Annotated in this window: 14 protein-coding genes; 11 read left to right on the forward strand and 3 right to left on the reverse strand. The window is 61.6% G+C overall.

The window, feature by feature from the left end; translation table 11 throughout:
* Positions 1 to 35 precede the first annotated feature (35 nt).
* Together CQ041_RS02940 and CQ041_RS02950 are read right to left on the reverse strand one after the other, a co-directional pair.
* The gene (locus tag CQ041_RS02940) at positions 36 to 1139 is read right to left on the reverse strand and encodes a GlxA family transcriptional regulator (protein WP_105521018.1); all 1104 of its coding nucleotides are present in this window, start codon (positions 1137 to 1139) and stop codon (positions 36 to 38) included.
* 783 nt (positions 1140 to 1922) lie between these two features.
* Positions 1923 to 3299, reverse strand: coding sequence for an L-serine ammonia-lyase (locus tag CQ041_RS02950; RefSeq protein ID WP_105521019.1), 1377 nt, complete (start codon positions 3297 to 3299; stop codon positions 1923 to 1925).
* A 414-nt stretch (positions 3300 to 3713) separates the two neighbouring features.
* Here CQ041_RS02950 and CQ041_RS02955 point away from each other — a divergent pair, with 414 nt between their 5' ends.
* From CQ041_RS02955 to choV, 3 genes are all read left to right on the forward strand, one after another.
* Positions 3714 to 4661 (forward strand): choline ABC transporter substrate-binding protein, encoded by a 948-nt coding sequence (locus CQ041_RS02955; RefSeq protein WP_105521020.1) that lies wholly within the window; start codon positions 3714 to 3716, stop codon positions 4659 to 4661.
* A 68-nt stretch (positions 4662 to 4729) separates the two neighbouring features.
* Positions 4730 to 5575: a choline ABC transporter permease subunit gene (choW, locus tag CQ041_RS02960; protein ID WP_105521021.1), complete on the forward strand. Its 846-nt coding sequence runs from the start codon at positions 4730 to 4732 to the stop codon at positions 5573 to 5575.
* A complete protein-coding gene (choV, locus tag CQ041_RS02965) occupies positions 5572 to 6750 on the forward strand; it encodes a choline ABC transporter ATP-binding protein (RefSeq protein WP_105521022.1) in 1179 nt (392 codons plus the stop codon). The genes choW and choV overlap by 4 nt, the downstream gene beginning before the upstream one ends.
* Before the next feature lie 65 nt (positions 6751 to 6815).
* Here the strand turns inward: choV and CQ041_RS02970 are convergent, their stop codons facing one another.
* Positions 6816 to 8750, reverse strand: coding sequence for a BCCT family transporter (locus CQ041_RS02970; RefSeq protein WP_231501151.1), 1935 nt, complete (start codon positions 8748 to 8750; stop codon positions 6816 to 6818).
* Positions 8751 to 9129: 379 nt separating this feature from the next.
* Between CQ041_RS02970 and betI the strand changes: the two genes are divergently transcribed.
* The 8 genes from betI to CQ041_RS03010 all read left to right on the forward strand — a co-directional run bounded on the left by betI (position 9130) and on the right by CQ041_RS03010 (position 20482).
* Entirely contained in the window at positions 9130 to 9723 is a 594-nt protein-coding gene (gene betI / locus CQ041_RS02975; protein WP_105521024.1) for a transcriptional regulator BetI, read from the forward strand.
* A gap of 110 nt (positions 9724 to 9833) precedes the next feature.
* Positions 9834 to 11306 carry a betaine-aldehyde dehydrogenase gene (betB, locus tag CQ041_RS02980; RefSeq protein ID WP_105521025.1) on the forward strand — a complete coding sequence of 491 codons (1473 nt, stop codon included), beginning with the start codon at positions 9834 to 9836 and terminating at the stop codon, positions 11304 to 11306.
* Between the two features lie 143 nt (positions 11307 to 11449).
* Positions 11450 to 13153, forward strand: a complete 1704-nt coding sequence (gene betA / locus CQ041_RS02985; protein WP_105521026.1) for a choline dehydrogenase — start codon at positions 11450 to 11452, stop codon at positions 13151 to 13153.
* Between the two features lie 173 nt (positions 13154 to 13326).
* Positions 13327 to 14769, forward strand: a complete 1443-nt coding sequence (locus CQ041_RS02990) for a TldD/PmbA family protein (RefSeq protein ID WP_105521027.1) — start codon at positions 13327 to 13329, stop codon at positions 14767 to 14769.
* Entirely contained in the window at positions 14769 to 16085 is a 1317-nt protein-coding gene (locus tag CQ041_RS02995) for a TldD/PmbA family protein (RefSeq protein WP_105521028.1), read from the forward strand. The genes CQ041_RS02990 and CQ041_RS02995 overlap by 1 nt, the downstream gene beginning before the upstream one ends.
* A gap of 162 nt (positions 16086 to 16247) precedes the next feature.
* Positions 16248 to 17675, forward strand: a complete 1428-nt coding sequence (mdtD, locus tag CQ041_RS03000) for a multidrug transporter subunit MdtD (protein ID WP_105521029.1) — start codon at positions 16248 to 16250, stop codon at positions 17673 to 17675.
* Between the two features lie 131 nt (positions 17676 to 17806).
* The gene (dbpA, locus tag CQ041_RS03005) at positions 17807 to 19144 is read left to right on the forward strand and encodes an ATP-dependent RNA helicase DbpA (RefSeq protein ID WP_231501150.1); all 1338 of its coding nucleotides are present in this window, start codon (positions 17807 to 17809) and stop codon (positions 19142 to 19144) included.
* A 159-nt stretch (positions 19145 to 19303) separates the two neighbouring features.
* Positions 19304 to 20482, forward strand: coding sequence for an NAD(P)/FAD-dependent oxidoreductase (locus CQ041_RS03010; RefSeq protein WP_105521031.1), 1179 nt, complete (start codon positions 19304 to 19306; stop codon positions 20480 to 20482).
* Positions 20483 to 20607: the final 125 nt, after the last annotated feature.

Genomic DNA, 20607 nt, shown 5'->3' on the forward strand with positions numbered 1-20607 from the left:
GGGAGGGGGCTTGCCCCCGATGCAGCCGACTCGGTCTAGAGCCTCACACTGGCAAAAGTCGACTCATTGCGCGCCTGGCTCAACGCGGACAGCGGCCCCGCCAACGGTGACAACACCAACGCCTGCGGAATCGGCATCATCGCCACTTGTTGCGTGGTGTTGGACCCGACGCGCTCATCCCGTGGCGGAATGCCGAAGTATTCGCGGTAGCATTTGGAGAAGTGCGGTGTGGAGACGAACCCGCACACCGACGCCACTTCGATGATCGACATCGGCGTTTGCTTGAGCAATTGCCGTGCACGGATAAGGCGCAACTTGAGGTAGTAGCGCGACGGCGAACAATGCAGGTATTTCTGGAACAAACGCTCCAGCTGGCGACGGGACACGGCGACGTACACCGCCAGTTCGTCCAGGTCGATCGGCTCTTCCAGGTTGGCCTCCATCAGCGCGACGATTTCCTGCAACTTGGGCTGGTTGGTGCCGAGCATGTGCTTGAGCGGCACGCGCTGGTGATCCTGTTCATTGCGGATGCGTTCGTACACAAACATCTCGGAGATCGCGGCGGACAGCTCACGCCCGTGATCGCGGCTGATCAGGTGCAGCATCATGTCCAGCGGCGCGGTGCCACCGGAGCTGGTGAAGCGGTTGCGGTCGAGGGTGAACAAGCGTGTGCTCATCGCCACGCGCGGGAAGGCTTCCTGCATCGACGCCAGGCATTCCCAGTGCACGCTGCAATCGAACCCATCGAGCAAACCGGCGCACGCCAGGGCCCAGCTGCCAGTGCACACCGCGCCGAGGCGACGGGACTGGCGCGCCTGGCTTTGCAGCCACGACACATGTTCACGGGTGACGGTACGCTGGATGCCCACGCCGCCGCACACGATCACCGTGTCCAGGACCGGGGCCTTGTGCATGGAAGCATCGGGGGTGATTTGCAGACCGTCGCTGGCCCATACCTGATTGCCGTCGACGCTCAGCGTGGTCCAGCGATACAGCTCGCGGCCGGACAGCTGGTTGGCCATCCGCAGGGGTTCAACAGCGGACGCCAGGGAAATCAGCGTGAAATTGTCCAGCAGCAAAAAGCCGATGGATTGAGGCGCACGGTTCTGGGGTTGGGCCCCGGAGTTGAACGACGTCATCGCGGTATCTCCTCACACAAGCGGGTGATGGCCTCAGGCGAGGCTCTTGTTATTGCGCTCTTCATCCCTGCCTGTGAAAACGCTGAGCGAGAGGCTTTGAATTGATAGAGCAATTGCCATGCCTAAAATTGAATGGCCAATCAATAAATCCTGAAAACGACCTATTGGGCTGTCTATCTGTGCGCGCAAGAGTCGCGCGGACAGGCCCGGAATCAGACGTAGGAATCGCACCGCTCGCGGGGTGTGAGCAGAACGGTAGCACTTGTGGGAAGGCGCTTTGCGGATGTAGGAGAAGTCTGTCACCCAGCGCACGGGCGACGGAAGGTCAGGCGGAAAATCGTTTGGGAGCTACTTATCTGTTTGCGACGCGCTAAAAGGTGGCGCTTTTGGTTTTGGTGTGCATTTTATGAGCAGTGGTGACTGGGCAATTGCTATCGGGGGCAAGCCCCCTCCCACATTTTGACCGCACTCTCATGCTGGAACTCGGTCAAGTATGGGAGGGGGCTTGCCCCCTCCTACATTTTGACCGCTCTCTCATGCTGGAACTCGGTCAAGTATGGGAGGGGGCTTGCCCCCTCCTACATTTTGACCGCTCTCTCATGCTGGAACTCGGTCAAGTATGGGAGGGGGCTTGCCCCCTCCTACATTTTGACCGCTCTCTCATGCTGGAACTCGGTCAAGTATGGGAGGGGGCTTGCCCCCTCCTACATTTTGACCGCTCTCTCATGCTGGAACTCGGTCAAGTGTGGGAGGGGGCTTGCCCCCGATAGCGGTGTCACTGACTCAACACTCCACGGCACTCACCGCCAACCCACCCCGCGATGTCTCTTTGTACTTGTCATGCATATCCGCCCCGGTATCGCGCATGGTGCGAATCACCCGGTCCAGCGAGATAAAGTGCTGGCCATCGCCACGCAACGCCATCTGCGCCGCGTTGATCGCCTTCACTGCTGCGATAGCGTTGCGCTCAATACAGGGCACCTGCACCAACCCGCCCACCGGGTCGCAGGTAAGGCCCAGGTTATGTTCCAGGCCAATCTCGGCGGCGTTGCACAGTTGTTCCGGCGTGGCACCAAGGATCTCTGCCAGTCCGGCAGCCGCCATGGCACAGGCTGACCCCACCTCACCCTGGCAACCGACTTCGGCACCCGAGATCGATGCGTTCTTCTTGCACAGGATGCCTACCGCCGCTGCGCCGAGCAGGTAGTCGACCACGTTGGCTTCGGTAACGTCTTCGCTGAACTTCATGAAGTAATGCAGCACCGCCGGAATGATCCCCGCCGCACCATTGGTGGGCGCAGTGACCATGCGCCCACCGGCGGCGTTTTCTTCGTTGACCGCCAGGGCGAACAGGTTCACCCATTCCATCGCGCTCAAGGTCGAGCCAATCACGTTAGGCTTGTTCAGCTCCTGCAGGCTGCGGTGCAACTTGGCCGCCCGGCGCCGCACGTTGAGGCCGCCGGGCAGGATGCCTTCGTGCTTGAGCCCCTGCTCCACACAATCCTGCATGGCGTGCCAGAGTGTGAGCAGGCCGCTGCGGATTTCTTCTTCGCTGCGCCAGACCTTTTCATTGGCCAGCATCAACTCGGCCACGCGCAGGTTGTGGGTCTTGCACAGCTGCAACAGCTCGGCAGCGCTGGAAAAATCATAGGGCAGCTCGGTGCGGTCCATGTCAGCCACACCGCTTTGCGCCTGGGCCTCATCCACCACAAAACCGCCGCCGACCGAATAGTAGGTGTAGCGGTACACCTCACCGTCATCGCCGAACACCACCAGGGTCATGGCGTTGGGGTGAAAGGGCAGGTTTTCGTCGAGCAGGCGCATGTCCCGCGCCCAGACAAACGGCACCGGCAAACGCCCGTCCAGCAGCAACGTGTCGGTTTCGCGCAGGGTGCTGATGCGGATACCGATCTGCGACGGATCGATCGCGTCGGGCCATTCGCCCATCAGGCCCATGATGGTCGCGGTGTCGCTGCCGTGACCGATGCCGGTGGCGGACAGAGAGCCGTAGAGCTGAACTTCGACGCGCCGCACTTGCTCCAACAATTCGCGTTCACGCAACCCTTGAACGAACAACGCCGCGGCGCGCATGGGGCCGACGGTGTGAGAACTCGAAGGCCCGATGCCGATCTTGAACAGGTCGAAAACGCTGATAGCCATTGCGGTAGAACTCCTCGATAAGCACGGCCAGGCTTGAACGAGGTGCTACGCTCAGATCGCCCAGATGGCCGCATCATCTAGCTTTTGGCGGCCCTCCCGGCGTCTCACACCGACGCACCCATGCTCACCAGCGTCGCTCCCGTGCGATGAGGCGTTTCGGCCGTTTTTTGCGGTGCAGATCGCGTGAAACACGCGATTTAAGCGTCAGGAAATCTGTAAGCGACGTCACCAACACTGGATACGACCATCCCTGTACTGGTTACGACGCCCCCTGTAGGCGTCAGATTTTCACTGGTACATGATCAGTCCCGACTCGTTTGCAAGGCACCGTGCCGCCGCTTGATCGCACGCTCCAACCGCAACACGCATAAAGCGCGGCGAATGCCGCCAGAAAAAACACAGGAGTCTAGCCCCATGAAAGCTTCATCCTCGTTGTTGTTGGCCGCCATGCTGAGTCTGCCAGCCCTGGCACACGCTGCTGAACCGGAACAATGCAAGACCGTCAATTTCTCCGATGTTGGCTGGACCGACATCACCGTCACTACCGCAACCACCAGTGAGATCCTCAAGGGCCTGGGCTACAAGCCACGCACCACGATGATCTCGGTACCGGTGACCTACAAGTCCCTGGCTGACGGCAAGAACATGGACATCTTCCTCGGCAACTGGATGCCGACCATGGAAAACGACATCAAGCAGTACCGAGATGCCGGCACCGTGGAAACCATTCGCGCCAACCTGGAGAACGCCAAATACACCCTGGCAGTGCCCGAGGCACTGTATGACAAAGGCCTGAAAGACTTCGCCGACATCGCCAAATTCAAGGATGAGCTGGGCGGCAAGATCTACGGCATCGAGCCGGGCAATGACGGTAACCGCACCATCCAGACGCTGATCGACAAAGACGCCTTCGGCCTCAAAACCGCTGGTTTCAAAGTGGTCGAATCCAGCGAAGCGGGGATGCTCTCCCAAGTCGAACGCGCCTCCAAGCGCAACCAGGCCATCGTGTTCCTCGGCTGGGAACCGCACCCGATGAACACCCGCTTCAAGATGAAGTACCTGACTGGCGGTGACGACTCGTTCGGCCCCAACTACGGCCAGGCCACCATCTACACCAACACCCGCAAGGGCTACACCCAGGAATGCAGCAACGTGGGCCAGTTGCTGAAAAACCTGGTGTTCACCCTCGACATGGAAAGCACCCTGATGGGCAAAGTCCTGGACGACAAACAGAAGCCGGACGCCGCCGCCAAAGCCTGGCTGAAAGCCAACCCGCAAGTCCTCGACACCTGGCTCGCCGGTGTCACCACCGTTGATGGCAAACCAGGAATCGACGCCGTTAAAGCCTACCTCGCCAAGTAATCCGCTATCCCCGGGGCGGTGCGCTGCCCCGGGATGTTTTCCCTCTTCGCATGTGGACATTCACTACCATGCTGACTGAACAGAAAATCCCACTAGGCCAGTACATCGCTGCCTTCGTCGATTGGTTGACCCAACACGGTGCCAACTACTTCGACGCAATCGCATCGACCCTGGAAACGATGATCCACGGCGTGACGTTCGCGCTGACCTGGTTCAATCCGCTGGCATTGATCGGTCTGATTGCGCTGCTGGCTCACTTCATTCAACGCAAATGGGGCCTGACGGTGTTTGTCATCGCCTCCTTCCTGCTGATCCTCAACCTGGGGTACTGGCAGGAAACCATGGAGACCCTGGCGCAGGTAATGTTCGCCACCCTGGTCTGCGTGGTCATCGGCGTGCCGCTGGGCATTGTTGCCGCGCACAAGCCGATGTTCTACACCATGATGCGGCCGGTGCTCGACCTGATGCAGACCGTACCGACCTTCGTCTACCTCATCCCTACCCTGACCCTCTTCGGGCTGGGTGTGGTGCCTGGGCTGATTTCCACGGTGGTGTTCGCGATTGCCGCGCCGATCCGCCTGACTTACCTGGGTATCCGCGATGTACCGCAAGAGTTGATGGACGCCGGCAAGGCCTTTGGCTGCTCGCGCCGTCAGTTGCTCTCGCGCATCGAACTGCCCCACGCCATGCCGAGCATCGCCGCCGGCATTACCCAATGCATCATGCTGTCGTTGTCGATGGTGGTGATCGCGGCCCTGGTGGGCGCCGACGGCCTCGGCAAACCCGTGGTCAACGCACTCAACACCGCCGACATTGCCCTGGGCTTTGAAGCCGGCCTGGCAATCGTATTGCTGGCCATCATGCTCGACCGCATCTGCAAACAACCCGACGCCAAAGTAGGGGGTGATGCATGAGCATTATCCGATTCGACAATGTCGACGTAATCTTCTCCAAAGACCCACGCGAAGCACTCAAGCTGCTGGACCAGGGCATGAGCCGTAACGAGATCCTGAAAAAGACCGGGCAGATTGTCGGCGTCGAGAAGGCCAGCCTGGACATTGAGAAAGGCGAGATCTGCGTGCTGATGGGCCTGTCGGGCTCGGGCAAGTCGAGCCTGCTGCGCTGCATCAACGGCCTCAACACTGTCAGCCGTGGCCAGTTGTTCGTGGAGCATGAAGGTCGCCAGATCGATATCGCTTCGTGCACGCCGGCCGAACTGAAAATGATGCGCACCAAGCGCATCGCCATGGTGTTCCAGAAGTTCGCCCTGATGCCTTGGCTAACGGTGCGCGAAAACATCAGCTTCGGCCTGGAGATGCAGGGCCGCCCGGAGAAAGACCGACGCAAGCTGGTGGATGAAAAACTCGAGCTGGTGGGCCTGACCCAATGGCGCAACAAGAAGCCGGACGAACTTTCCGGCGGCATGCAGCAGCGCGTCGGCCTGGCCCGTGCGTTGGCGATGGACGCCGATATCCTGCTGATGGACGAACCCTTTTCCGCCCTCGATCCGCTGATCCGCCAGGGCCTTCAGGATGAGTTGCTGGAGCTGCAGCGCAAGCTCAGCAAGACCATCGTGTTCGTGAGCCACGACCTCGACGAGGCGCTCAAACTGGGCAGCCGTATCGCGATCATGAAAGACGGCAAGATCATCCAGTACAGCGTGCCGGAAGAAATCGTGCTGAACCCGGCAGACGACTATGTGCGCACCTTCGTCGCCCACACCAACCCGCTGAACGTACTGTGCGGCCGCAGCCTGATGCGCACCCTGGACAACTGCAAGCGCGTGAACGGTTCGGTGTGCCTGGACCCAGGTGGCGACTCGTGGCTGGACCTGGCCGAAGGCAACACCATCCAGGGCGCGCGCCAGAATGGCGTGGTGATGAACCTGCAGAACTGGGCACCGGGGCAAGCGGTGGAAGGTTTGGGCCGGGTACCGACACTGGTGGACTCCAATATCGGCATGCGCGATGCGCTGCAGATTCGTTATCACACCGGCAACAAGCTGGTGTTGCATGACAACAACAAGGTGGTGGGGATCTTGGGCGACAGCGAGCTCTACCATGCCCTTCTAGGCAAGAACCTGGGCTGACAGACACTGCAAATCAAATGTGGGAGAGGGCTTGCCCCCTCCCACACTTAAAGCACTACCAGGCTTCAGCTATAGACCCGGCCAAGGAGCTGCCGATGGCTTTCAAACTGATCGAGCACATCCCGGGTGATCTGTTCCTGGGTGAAGCCCATCAGGTCGTATTCCTGAGGACCGTTGTGCAGGTAGACCTCAGCGCGGTAGTAACGGGTGCGCTCTTCCTCGGGCAGGTCGCTCGGTGCCGACGAGTAGGCATCCAGGCTCACTTCGTAGACAAACGGGTTACCCTCTTCCATCTCGATCCGCACGCCGATGCAGCGCTTGGACTTACCGAGCAAGGTCTGCACTTCCAGCCCTTGGTCCCGCAGCGTCACCGCTGCTTCTTCCAACGCCGGCGTTACGTGCTTGTCCATGAAACGCTGCACCGTGCCCTGGCTCGGTTGCAGGTCCAGTGCAGTCAAGCGCTCGCTGAACCCACGACGGCCACGCTCGGCCAATTGCGCCTGCTCCTGTTCGATCGCCGCATCCTGGCGCATGGCCTTGTGCAGGCCGAACATGAAGCACACCAGCACCACCGAGAACGGCAGCCCTGCCAACACCACCATAGTTTGCATGGCCTGGAAGTTACCCGCGAACAGCAGGCCGATGGTCACCAGCGTGATCACCGCCGACCAGAAGATCCGCAGCCAGTGCGGCGCATCTTCATCCACGTTGCCGCCCTTGCAGGAAAGGTTGGCCATCATCACCGCGCCGGAATCCGCCGGGGTCAGGAACAGCACGAAGCCCACAAAGATCGACACCCCGATGACGATTTTCGACGCCGGGTAGTACTCAAGCAATTGGTAGATGGCCATCGACGGTTGTTCCAGTGCCGTCTTGCCCAACTCCACCGCGCCCTGGTTCAGCACCAGGTCCAGCGCCGAGTTACCGAAGATCGACAGCCACGCCAGGGTAAAGCCCAGCGGGATCAGCAGTACGCCGGCCACCAGTTCACGCACCGAACGGCCACGGGAAATACGCGCGATGAACATGCCCACGAATGGCGCCCAGGAAATCCACCAGGCCCAGTAGAACAGGGTCCACAGGCCCATCCAGCCTTCGGTCTTGGCCGCATCGCCTTCATACACATACAGGTCGAAGGTCTTCAGCACGATACCGTTGAGGTAGTCACCGGTGTTCTGCACCAGGCCGTTGAGCAGGTGCAGGGTCGGGCCAAACAACAGCACGAAGATCAGCAAGCCACTGAACAGCACAATGTTGAGGTTGGACAGGCGACGAATGCCGTTCTCCACACCCGACACGGCGGCGATGGTTGCCACGGTGCTCATCACGATGATCACGATCAGCAGGTTGGTGTTGTTGTGCGCCATGCCGAACAGGTTTTCCAGCCCGGACGACACTTGCATCGCGCCAATCCCCAGGTTGGTCACCAGGCCCAGCAGGGTCACGAACATGCCAAAACCGTCCACCGCGTGGCCGGCCGCGCCCTTCACCCAGCGCTCGCCCACCAGCGGGTACAGCGCCGAACGCAAGGCCAGCGGCTGGTTGTGACGGTAGGCGAAGTACGCCACGGCCAGGCCGACCAAGGCGTAGATCGCCCAGCCGTGCAGGCCCCAGTGCAGGAACGTCAGTTGCAGCGCCTGGCGTGCAGCCATGTTGCTGGCGGCGGCGCCTTCGGGCGGGTTGAAGTAGTGGTCCAACGGCTCCGAGGCGCCGAAATACAACAGCGAGATGCCGATACCCGACGAGAACAGCATGCCGGCCCAGGCGCCGTAGCTGAAGTCCGGGGTGTCGTCCTTGCTGCCCAGCTTCAACTTGCCGTAGGACGAAAACGCCAGGCCCACCACGAACACCAGGTAGGCGGCAATGACCACCATGTAGTACCAGCCAAAGCTTTTCGACAGCCAGGCTTGCGCGACACCGAGCAGGCGCCCGGCCTCCTGCGGGGCGATGATCAGGATGGCGGTCAACAACAGAATCAACGCGGTGGAGGTGTAGAACACCCAACCGTTGACCCGCACCTTTTCTGGCGGGGTCTTTATGAGAGAGGCAGAACTCATGGCGCAGATGCTCCGGGCAGTGCGAAAGAGAAACACAAGGCAACGGTTATCCCGGGACATCGATTTTTCGGCAGTCGACGGACGGGTGTTATAAAGACACCCCGAAAATCCTTGGGCCCCGACGCAAGCGGTACACGGGGGGTTTCAAGGGTTTTTGCAGGTGTCAGATGCCACCGCCTATTTGTAGGAAATACCTGTAGGCAGCGACCATTTGTCGCAGAGCTTATTCTTTGTTGATTGAACGTTCAATCAAAACAAAATAGACTGGCCATCAAGCCGACGGACGTTTACGCCAGTCGGATGGCCTAAGGAGAGGTGCTACATGCCCAAGGTCGGTATGCAACCCATACGCCGCCAGCAGTTGATCGAAGCCACGATGACGGCCATCGATCAGGTCGGGATGGGAGATGCCAGCATTGCGCTGATCGCCCGTTTGGCCGGCGTCTCGAACGGCATCATCAGTCACTACTTCAAGGACAAGAACGGCCTTATTGCAGCGACGATGCGCTATTTGATGAACGCGCTGATCGACAACGTCCACGAACGCAGGCGTGCGCTGACGGACGACAGCCCACGGGCACATCTTCAGGTGATCATCGAGGGCAACTTCGACGCCAGCCAGGTCAACGGACCGGCAATGAAAACCTGGCTGGCCTTCTGGGCCACCAGCATGCACCACCCGTCATTGCACAGGTTGCAGCGGATCAACGATCAACGTCTGTATTCCAACCTGTGCTGCCAGTTCCGCCGAGTGCTGCCGCTGCCGCACGCACGCAAAGCAGCCCGAGGCCTGGCGGCCCTGATCGACGGTTTGTGGTTGCGCGGCGCCCTGTCGGGAGACGCTTTCGACACGGCGCAGGCGCAACGGATCGCTTACGAATACATGGATTTCCAATTGGCCAAGCAGGTGAGTTAGAGCACACATAACCGCTCAACCCCTGAACTGCTGTCGCTCAGTGTTGCCACACCCTTATGGCCCACTGTTCGGCGGTCAACGCCAACCACTTATGCACTTGCGAGGACTTTATGGCCCGTTTCGAACTGCAAAAACTCTACATTGACGGCGGCTACAGCGACGCTGGCAGCGATGCCACCTTCGAAGCCATCAACCCGGCTAACGGTGAAGTTCTCGCCCAAGTGCAACGCGCTACGAAAGAAGACGTTGAACGTGCCGTGGTCAGCGCTGAAAAAGGCCAGAAAATCTGGGCCGCCATGACCGCCATGGAGCGTTCGCGCATCCTGCGTCGTGCCGTCGACATCCTGCGCGAGCGCAACGACGAGCTGGCGGCCCTGGAAACCCTGGACACCGGTAAAGCCTTCTCCGAAACCAAATACGTCGACATCGTCACCGGCGCCGACGTGCTGGAATACTACGCCGGCCTGGTGCCGGCCATCGAAGGCGAGCAGATCCCGCTGCGCGACACGTCGTTCGTCTACACCCGCCGCGAGCCGCTGGGTGTGGTCGCCGGTATCGGCGCGTGGAACTACCCGATCCAGATCGCCCTGTGGAAATCCGCACCGGCCCTGGCCGCGGGTAACGCGATGATCTTCAAGCCAAGCGAAGTCACCTCGCTGACCACTCTGAAACTGGCCGAGATCTACACCGAAGCCGGCGTACCAGCAGGCGTGTTCAACGTATTGACCGGCAGCGGCCGTGAAGTCGGCACCTGGCTGACCGAGCACCCGCGCATCGAGAAAATCTCGTTCACCGGCGGCACCGACACCGGCAAGAAAGTCATGGCCAGCGCCTCGAGCTCCTCGCTCAAAGACGTGACCATGGAACTGGGCGGCAAGTCCCCGCTGATCATCTTCGACGACGCCGACCTGGATCGCGCCGCCGACACCGCGATGATGGCCAACTTCTACAGCTCCGGCCAGGTCTGCACCAACGGCACCCGCGTGTTCGTGCCCAAGCACCTGCAAGCGGCGTTCGAAGCCAAGATCGTCGAGCGTGTCGCGCGTATTCGCATCGGCAACCCGGAAGACGAAAACACCAACTTCGGCCCGCTGGTCAGCTTCGCCCACATGGAAAGCGTGCTCGGCTACATCGCCAAGGGCAAAGAGCAAGGCGCCCGCCTGCTGTGCGGCGGCGACCGCCTGACCGATGGCGACTTCGCCAACGGTGCCTTCGTGGCCCCGACCGTGTTCACCGACTGCACCGACGACATGGTCATCGTGCGTGAAGAAATCTTCGGTCCAGTCATGGCGATCCTGACCTACGAAACCGAAGAAGAAGTGATCCGCCGCGCCAACGACACCGACTTCGGCCTGGCTGCCGGCCTGGTGACCAAGGACCTGAACCGCGCCCACCGCGTGATTCATCAGCTGGAAGCCGGTATCTGCTGGATCAACGCCTGGGGCGAATCCGACGCGAAGATGCCGGTCGGTGGCTACAAGCAATCGGGTGTAGGTCGTGAGAACGGTATCAGCTCGCTGAACAACTTCACTCGCATCAAATCGGTACAGGTTGAGCTGGGCGATTACGCCTCGGTGTTCTAAGAGCCGAGTCTTGTATTGCCTGTGAGTGCCCTATCGCAGGCAAGCCAGCTCCCACATTTGACTGTGTGAACCCGATCAAATGTGGGAGGGGGCTTGCCCCCGATGAGGCCCTACCTGACCACACTTCAAAGAGGGTGCATCCAATGTCCCAAGAATACGATTACATCATTGTGGGTGCCGGCTCCGCCGGTAACACCCTGGCGACCCGTCTGACCGAAGACGAAGGCGTCACCGTTTTGCTGCTGGAAGCCGGCGGCCCGGACTACCGTCTCGATTTCCGTACCCAGATGCCCGCCGCACTGGCCTTCCCGCTGCAAGGGCGCCGCTACAACTGGGCCTACGAGACCGATCCAGAGCCACACATGGACGGCCGCCGCATGGAATGTGGTCGTGGCAAGGGCCTGGGCGGTTCCTCGCTGATCAACGGCATGTGCTACATCCGTGGCAACGCGATGGACTACGACGGCTGGTCGAAACTGCCAGGCCTGGAAGACTGGACCTACCTGGATTGCCTGCCCTATTTCAGAAAAGCTGAAACCCGGGACATCGGCCCCAACGATTGGCACGGCGGCGATGGCCCGGTCAGCGTGACCACGCCTAAAGCCGGCAACAACCCGCTGTTCCACGCCATGGTGGAAGCCGGCGTACAGGCCGGTTACCCGCGCACCGAAGACTTGAACGGCTACCAGCAGGAAGGCTTCGGCCCGATGGACCGTACCGTCACGCCGAATGGCCGTCGCGCCAGCACCGCGCGCGGTTACCTGGACACTGCCAAGAAGCGCTCGACGCTGACCATCGTCACCCACGCCCTCACCGACAAAGTGCTGTTCGAAGGCAAGCGTGCGGTTGGCGTGCGTTACCTGATCGGCGCTGCCGAAGAGCGCGTTGAAGCCCGTGCCCGCAAGGAAGTACTGGTGTGCAGCGGCGCAATCGCTTCGCCGCAACTGCTGCAACGTTCCGGTGTCGGCCCGGCCAAACTGCTGGAAAGCCTCGACATCCCGGTGGTCCACGACCTGCCCGGCGTCGGTGAAAACCTGCAGGATCACCTTGAGCTGTACCTGCAATATGCGTGCACCCAACCGGTGTCGCTGTACCCGTCGCTGCTCTGGTACAACCAGCCGGCCATTGGTGCAGAGTGGCTGTTCAATGGCACCGGCATCGGCGCCAGCAACCAGTTCGAAGCGGGCGGTTTTATCCGTACCCGTGAAGAGTTCGAGTGGCCGAACATCCAGTACCACTTCCTGCCAGTGGCGATTAACTACAACGGCAGCAACGGTGTGAAAGAGCACGGTTTCCAGGCGCACATGGGCTCCATGCGCTCGCCGAGCCGTGGTCGCATCCAACTCAAGTCGAAGAACCCGCGGGACTACCCGAGCATCCTCTTCAACTACATGGCCTCCGAGCAGGACTGGCAGGAATTCCGCGACGGCATTCGCCTGACCCGTGAAATCATGCAACAGCCGGCCCTGGACCCGTACCGTGGCCGCGAAATCAGCCCAGGTATTGAAGTGCAAACCGATGAGCAGCTCGACACGTTCATCCGCGAGCACGCCGAGACCGCGTTCCACCCGTCCTGCTCGTGCAAGATGGGCACCGACGAGATGGCGGTAGTGGACGCTGAAGGCCGCGTGCATGGCATGCAGGGGCTGCGCGTTGTGGATGCGTCGATCATGCCGATCATCACCACGGGTAACCTGAACGCGCCGACGATCATGATCGCCGAGAAAATCGCCGACAAGATCCGTGGCCGCCAGCCGCTGCCGCGCAGCACCGCCGACTACTACGTGGCAGGCACCGCGCCAGTGCGTGGCAAGCCGCTGCGTGAAGTGGGCCCGACCGCGCAGTAACTGATAGACCGCCATCGGGGGCAAGCCCCCTCCGACACTTGATCGGGTTCACACGGTCAAAAATGTGGGAGGGGGCTTGCCCCCGATGAGGCCCGAGCAGTCAATGCAAAATCCCTCCTTGATCAGCTACTCTGTCCGCCTGCCCGCGACGAGCCGCCCACAAGGAAGGCCCCATGTTCGATAAACACTCCATCCTCAAACAGCACTTCAGTGCCCTGCGCACCCGCGCCGAATTCTTCTCCCTGCGCTACGTGCGCGAATCCGGCCAACACCTGGCCGTACGCAAGAACGTCGCCGAACCGCCGCACCTGAGCCACGACGAAGGCGCCATGCTCACCGTGCGCCTCAACGGTGTGGAAGCCTACGCCGCGACCCACGATATTTCCCTTGCCGGCCTGCAAGCCGCCCTCGAGCGCGCCGAGCAGCAAGCCCGGCAGATCTTGCCCCACGCCCTCCTCGACCTGCGCGACCAGCCCGTTTCCAGCGATGTGGCCGATTACCTGTCGCCCAACCTCGAGCAGCCCTTCCCGTCCTTGAGCGACTGCTACCAGTTGCTCGGCAGCGAATCGGCCGCCGTGCCCAAGGACGAGCGCCTGGTGAACTGGGAAGTCAGCCTGGGCCTGACCCACGTCGAGCAAATCTACTTCAACACCGCCGGCGCAGAACTGCGCCAGGCCCAGCGCTTTGTGTTCCCCGGTGTCAATGTCACGGCCTACGACGGCAACGACAGCCAGACCCGCACCCTGGGCGGCAGCAATTTCGGCCAGCAAGGCGGTTTCGATGTGCTCAGCCGTTTCGGCCTGGCCGGTGCCGCGCCGCGCGTTGCCGACGAAGCCCTGCAACTGCTGCTCGCGCCAAATACCCCGAACGGCCCGCGCGACCTGTTGCTGATGCCCGACCAGATGATCCTGCAGATCCACGAGTCCATCGGCCATCCCCTGGAGCTGGACCGCATCCTCGGTGACGAACGCAACTACGCCGGCACCAGCTTCGTGAAGGCCAGCGACTTTGGCCACCTGCAATACGGCTCGCCGCTGCTCAACGTGACCTTCGACCCGGAGATCCCGGAGCAGCTCGCCAGCTACAGCCATGACGACGATGGCACCGCCGCCAGCAAGCAATTCCTGATCCGCGAAGGGCGGCTGCTCAAGCCGCTGGGCGGGGCGTTGTCGCAGTTTCGTTCGGGCATGAGCGGCGTGGCCAACAGCCGTGCCAGCAGTTGGAACCGCGCGCCCATCGACCGCATGGCCAACCTGAATATCGAGGCCGGCGACAAACGCCTCGATCAACTGATTGGCGGCATCGAACGCGGCGTCCTGATGTCCACCAACCGTTCGTGGTCCATCGACGATGCGCGCAACAAGTTCCAGTTCGGCTGCGAATGGGGCCAGTTGATCGAGAACGGCGAGCTCAAAGGCGTGGTCAAGAACCCCAACTACCGGGCTATTTCCGCGCAGTTCTGGCGCAACCTCAGCGCGGTCGGCGATGCCAGCACCTTCAAGGTACTGGGCACGCCAAACTGCGGCAAAGGCGAACCCAACCAAGTGATCCGGGTCGGCCATGCGTCGCCGGCCTGTGTGTTCAGCAACGTGGATGTATTCGGGGGAGATGCCTGATGAACACCTTCAAGGCATTGGTGGAGTGGCTCAAGCAGGCCATCACCGACAGTGAACAATTTCACCTGGGCTATGCGGCGGAATCATCGGAATTCGTGCGCTTCAACCACGCCCGGGTGCGCCAGGCCGGGCAGGTGCAGCAGGCCAGCCTCACCCTCAAGCTGATCAACGAAGGGCGCCACGCCGACCTGAGCATCACCCTGGCCGGCGAGCCGGAACTGGACCGCCAGCGCCTGGCCGACGGCCTGCAACAGTTGCGCGAAACCTTGCCGCTGCTGCCCCAGGACCCGTACCTGCTGCTCAATCACAACGCCTGGCAGAGCAACAACGAACAGGCGCAGCCGCTGCCGGAACTGTCCCGAGTACTCGAAGACATCAGCCAGGCCGCCGCTGGCGTGGACCTGGTCGGCTTCTACGCCGCCGGGCCGATCAGCCGTGGGTTTGCCAGTTCGTCGGGGGCGTTTGGCTGGCACCAGGCCAACAGCTTCAACTTTGATTTCAGCCTGTTCCACGCCAACGGCGAAGCGGTCAAGGCCAGCTACGCCGGGAGCACGTGGGACAGCGCCGAATTCGCCACGCGTTTCCAGCAGGCCCGCGAGCAGCTGGAGTTCCTCGGCCGTGCGCTGCACCCATTGGCGCCGGGGCAGTACCGCGCCTACCTCGCCCCGGCGGCAATGGAAGAAATCATCAGCATCATCACGTGGGGCGGATTTTCCGCCCAAGCCATCGCGAGCAAAGGCAGTTCGCTGCAAAAACTGTATGCCGGCGAGCAGTCCCTGAGCCCCTTGGTAACGGTCAGCGAGCAGGTCAGCGGCTCGCTGAGCGAAGCGTTTTCCGGCGAAGGTTACCCACGCGGCGACGTCACGCTGATCGACGCGGGCAAGGCAGCGGGCGAGTTGATCAACTCCCGCAGCGCCGCCGAATACGGCTTGAGCACCAACGGCGCCAGCAGTGACGAAGCGCCGAGCGCGCTGCAGATGGCCGCAGGCAGCCTGGCCCAGGCCGATATCCTCAAGCAGTTGGGCACCGGGCTGTACATCAGCAACCTGTGGTACCTGAACTACTCCGACCTGCCAGCCGCACGCCTCACCGGCATGACGCGGTTTGCCACATTCTGGGTGGAGGATGGCGTGATCAAAGCGCCAGTCAGCACGATGCGCTTTGATGACAGCGTGTACAGCCTGCTGGGTTCGCAGCTCGAAGCGCTGACGGCGGAGCGGGAGTTGCTGCTGTCGGCCAGTACGTATGGGCAGCGCAATACCTCGTCCAATCTGCTCCCCGGCGCCCTGATCAAACGCCTGACACTGACCCTCTAACTCTAAATCCAATGTGGGAGGGAGCTTGCCCCCTCCCAAGACACGTTGGGCACTGCCGCCGCCGACGCGGTGCACCGTGAATTGCTGGATTACCTGGTGGGAAAAGGCACGGCGGTTGGCGCATAATCGCCAACACATAGCCTGCTAACCAAAAGGGTTTCCATGCCGAATCGCGTCCCGCTCGATGCCAAAACCGCCCGCTGGCTCCCTTGGGTGGTGGCGATTGCCTTCTTCATGCAGTCGCTGGACGGGACGATCCTCAACACCGCATTGCCGGCCATGGCCCGAGACCTCGCGGAAAACCCGCTGCGCATGCAAGGCGTGGTGATTGCCTACATGCTCACCGTCGCCCTGCTGATCCCGGCGTCGGGCTGGATCGCCGACCGCTTCGGCACCAAGAAAATCTTTTTCGGCGCGATCATGCTGTTCAGCATCGGGTCGCTGCTGTGTGCGCTGTCCAGCAGCCTGAGCATGCTGATCGGCGCGCGGGTGGTGCAGGGCCTGGGCGGTGCGTTGATGCTGCCGGTCGGGCGACTGGTGGTACTGCGCGCCTACCCGCGTTCGGAGCTGGTGCGCATCATGGGCTTCATCACCATCCCCGGCCTGCTCGGCCCGCTGCTCGGCCCGACCATGGGCGGCTGGATGGTGCAATACCTGACCTGGCACTGGATCTTCCTGATCAACCTGCCGGTGGGCATGGTCGGTTGCTACGCCGTGTGGAAACTCATCCCCGACCTGCGCGGCAGCGAGCGCACGCGATTTGACAGCGTCGGCTTCCTGCTGTTTGGCGCGGCGATGGTGCTGATCACCATCGCCATGGAAGGCCTGGGCGAGTTGCATCTGCCGCACCTGCGGGTGATGTTGCTGCTGTTTGGCGGGTTGGCGTGTCTCGCGGCGTACTGGCTGCGGGCCGGGCATATCGATAACCCGCTGTTTTCGCCGGTGCTGTTCAAGACCCGCACCTTTGCCGTGGGCATCCTCGGCAACCTGTTCGCGCGCTTGGGCAGCGGCGCATTGCCGTTCCTGGTGCCGCTGCTGTTGCAGGTGGCGCTGGGCTATTCACCGTCGGAAGCCGGGATGAGCATGCTGCCGCTGGCGGCGGCGGCGATGTTTGCCAAGTCCGTGGCAAGGCCGTTGATCGAGCGCCTCGGCTATCGCGTCGTGCTCACCGGCAACACCTTGGCCCTGGGCCTCATGCTGGCCAGCATGGGGCTGGTCACGGAGCACACGCCCTACCCGCTGCTGCTGGGCATGCTCGCGGTGCTGGGGGCGATCAACTCCCTGCAATTTACGGCGATGAACACCGTGACCCTCATCGACCTGGACGACGCCCAGGCCAGCAGCGGCAACAGTTTGCTGTCGGTGGTGGCGCAATTGTCCTTGAGCCTCGGGGTGGCCTGCGCTGGTGCGCTGCTGGGCGGGTTCACTGCGCAAACCGGCAACGATGGCGTGGAAAGCATCCTCGGCGCGTTCCAGCTGACGTTTCTTACCGTGGGCATCATGGCCATGCTGGCGGCAGCGATCTTCCTGCAATTGTCGCCAAAAGACGGCAAACGGGTGGTCAGCCGCGAGCACGATATCGAGCACTGAGGCGGCTTCCCGTCTAGAACTTGCAAGGAAAGTCCTGCGAGACTGGTACACTGCGCAACATTTTGTTTTGCAGAGCCAGTCCCGTGACTACCATCGCCACCGCTTTTAATACTTTGCCCCTGTCCGCCGCCATGCTGGCTAACCTCGACTCGCTGGGTTATGTCGAGATGACGCAGATCCAGGCGCAAAGCTTGCCGGTGATCCTCAAGGGGCTGGACCTGATCGCCCAGGCCAAGACCGGCAGCGGCAAGACTGCCGCCTTCGGCATCGGCCTGTTGAACCCGATCAACCCGCGTTACTTCGGCTGCCAGGCCCTGGTGATGTGCCCGACCCGTGAGCTGGCTGACCAGGTCGCCAAGGAAATCCGTCGCCTGGCCCGTGCCGAAGACAACATCAAGGTACTGACCCTGTGCGGCGGCGTGTCCCTTGGCCCGCAGATCGCCTCGCTGGAACACGGCGCGCACGTCATCGTCGGCACCCCGGGCCGCATCCAGCAGCACCTGCGCAAGGGTTCGCTGGTGCTGGATGGCTTGAACACGCTGATCCTCGACGAAGCCGACCGCATGCTCGACATGGGCTTCTACGACGCTATCGAAGACATCATCAGCAAGACCCCGCCACGCCGCCAGACCCTGCTGTTCTCGGCCACCTACCCGGTGAGCATCAAGCAGCTGGCGTCCAAATTCATGCGTGCGCCGCAGCAGGTGAAGGCCGAAGCGTTCCACTCCGACGACCAGATCGAGCAGCGTTTCTACGAGATCTCGCCGGACGAGCGCATGGCCGCAGTGACCAAAGTACTGGCGCACTTCCGCCCGGCCTCCTGCGTGGCGTTCTGCTTTACCAAGCAGCAAGTGCAGGAAACCGTCGATCACCTGACCGCCAAAGGCATTTCCGCCGTCGGCCTGCATGGCGATCTGGAACAGCGCGACCGTGACCAGGTGCTGGCGATGTTTGCCAACCGCAGTACGTCGGTGCTGGTAGCGACCGACGTGGCGGCCCGCGGCCTCGACATCGACTCGCTGGACATGGTGATCAACGTCGAATTGGCCCGCGACTCGGAAATCCACATCCACCGCGTGGGCCGTACCGGCCGTGCCGGCGAGACCGGCTTGGCGATCAGCCTGGTCGCACCGTCCGAAGCGCACCGCGCCCAGGCGATCGAGCAGTTGCAGAAGACCCCGCTGAACTGGGACCAACTGGACAACCTCAAGCCACAAGGTGGCGGCCCGCTGCTGCCGCAGATGAGCACCCTGTGCATCGCGGCTGGCCGCAAGGACAAGGTTCGCCCGGGTGACATCCTCGGCGCACTGACGGGTGAAGCCGGAATTCCGGGCGCCCAGGTCGGCAAGATTGCGATCTTCGACTTCCAGGCGTTTGTGGCGGTTGAGCGTGGCATCGCCAAGCAGGCGCTGCAGCGCTTGAACGACGGCAAGATCAAAGGCCGGTCGTTGCGGGTACGTATCCTGTAACACGATCTCCAATTCATCGGAGATCCCATGTGGGAGGGGGCTTGCCCCCGATAGCGGTGTATCAGTAACAGGTGTACTGACTGACACACTGCTATCGGGGGCAAGCCCCCTCCCACATTTGATTGCATTTCAGATCAATATTTTTGTGAGGACACCGTTTTGCGCTCGACCGAAGTTGTGATCATTGGCGCCGGCGCCGCAGGCTTGATGTGCGCACTGACTGCTGCCGGGCGTGGGCGCAAGGTGATGTTGATCGACCACGCGAACAAGGCCGGCAAGAAGATCCTGATGTCCGGCGGTGGCCGCTGCAATTTCACCAATATGTACACCGAGCCGGCCAACTTCCTGTCGCACAACGCGCACTTCTGCAAATCCGCCCTGGCCCGCTATACCCAGTGGGACTTTATCGGGCTGGTGGCCAAGCACGGCGTGCCGTACCACGAGAAGAAACTCGGCCAGCTGTTCTGCGACAACAAGTCCAGCGACATTCTTGGGATGCTGCTCGACGAGTGCATCCAGAGCGGTGTGAGCCTGCACCTGGACACCTCGATCCAGGAAATCGCCAAAGTCGATGGCGGCTACCAGCTGCAGACCACCTTGGGTGAACTGCGCTGTGAATCCCTGGTGATCGCCACCGGCGGCCTGTCGATCCCAACCCTGGGTGCCACCGGATTTGGCTATCAAGTGGCCAGGCAATTCGGCCATGAACTGCTGCCAACCCGCGCCGGGCTGGTGCCGTTCACCATCACCGACCAGCTCAAGGATTTGTGCGGCGAACTGTCCGGCACTTCGGTGGATTGCCTGGTGAGCTGCAACGGCCAGAGCTTTCGCGAGAACATCCTGTTTACCCATCGCGGCCTGAGCGGGCCGGCGATCTTGCAGATTTCGTCGTATTGGGAATCCGGCGACACGGTGGAGATCAACCTGCTGCCCGACCATGACGCCCACGAATGGCTGCAACAGCAACAGGCCGAACGCCCCAACAGCGAGTTGAAAACCCTGCTGGGTGAGATCTTCACCAAGAAGATGGCCAATCTGCTGGCGGACACCTGGTTCGCGTCCAAGCCGATGAAGCAGTACACCCATGCCGAAATCGCCGACATCGCTTCCAAGCTGGGCAACTGGCAATTGGTGCCGGCGGGGACCGAGGGCTATCGCACGGCAGAGGTGACGCTGGGCGGAGTGGACACGCGAGAAGTGTCGTCCAAGACCATGGAGTCGCTGAAAAGCCCGGGCTTGTACTTTATCGGCGAGGTGCTGGATGTGACCGGTCACCTGGGCGGCTTCAACTTCCAGTGGGCGTGGGCCTCAGGCTACGCGGCCGCGCAATATGCCTGACTGAAGGATGCACCCGGTCAAAATGTGGGAGAGGGCACGCCCCCTCCCACAGTTGGTTTGGGGTGTATCTGGGCGATATTTTGCGAATTGATGTGATCACCACCCTTGCCGTGGCGTCCTTGATA

It is taken from the genome of Pseudomonas sp. MYb60, assembly GCF_002979555.1.
GTDB lineage: Bacteria > Pseudomonadota > Gammaproteobacteria > Pseudomonadales > Pseudomonadaceae > Aquipseudomonas.

Coding starts and splice junctions, on each gene's coding strand:
- CQ041_RS02955 (WP_105521020.1), top strand. CDS start 3,714: ATGAAAGCTTCATCCTCGTTGTTGTTGGCCGCCATGCTGAGTCTGCCA.
- CQ041_RS02995 (WP_105521028.1), top strand. CDS start 14,769: ATGAACACCTTCAAGGCATTGGTGGAGTGGCTCAAGCAGGCCATCACC.
- betA (WP_105521026.1), top strand. CDS start 11,450: ATGTCCCAAGAATACGATTACATCATTGTGGGTGCCGGCTCCGCCGGT.
- betB (WP_105521025.1), top strand. CDS start 9,834: ATGGCCCGTTTCGAACTGCAAAAACTCTACATTGACGGCGGCTACAGC.
- CQ041_RS02940 (WP_105521018.1), bottom strand. CDS start 1,139: ATGACGTCGTTCAACTCCGGGGCCCAACCCCAGAACCGTGCGCCTCAA.
- dbpA (WP_231501150.1), top strand. CDS start 17,807: ATGCTGGCTAACCTCGACTCGCTGGGTTATGTCGAGATGACGCAGATC.
- CQ041_RS02950 (WP_105521019.1), bottom strand. CDS start 3,299: ATGGCTATCAGCGTTTTCGACCTGTTCAAGATCGGCATCGGGCCTTCG.
- betI (WP_105521024.1), top strand. CDS start 9,130: ATGCCCAAGGTCGGTATGCAACCCATACGCCGCCAGCAGTTGATCGAA.
- mdtD (WP_105521029.1), top strand. CDS start 16,248: ATGCCGAATCGCGTCCCGCTCGATGCCAAAACCGCCCGCTGGCTCCCT.
- choW (WP_105521021.1), top strand. CDS start 4,730: ATGCTGACTGAACAGAAAATCCCACTAGGCCAGTACATCGCTGCCTTC.
- choV (WP_105521022.1), top strand. CDS start 5,572: ATGAGCATTATCCGATTCGACAATGTCGACGTAATCTTCTCCAAAGAC.
- CQ041_RS02990 (WP_105521027.1), top strand. CDS start 13,327: ATGTTCGATAAACACTCCATCCTCAAACAGCACTTCAGTGCCCTGCGC.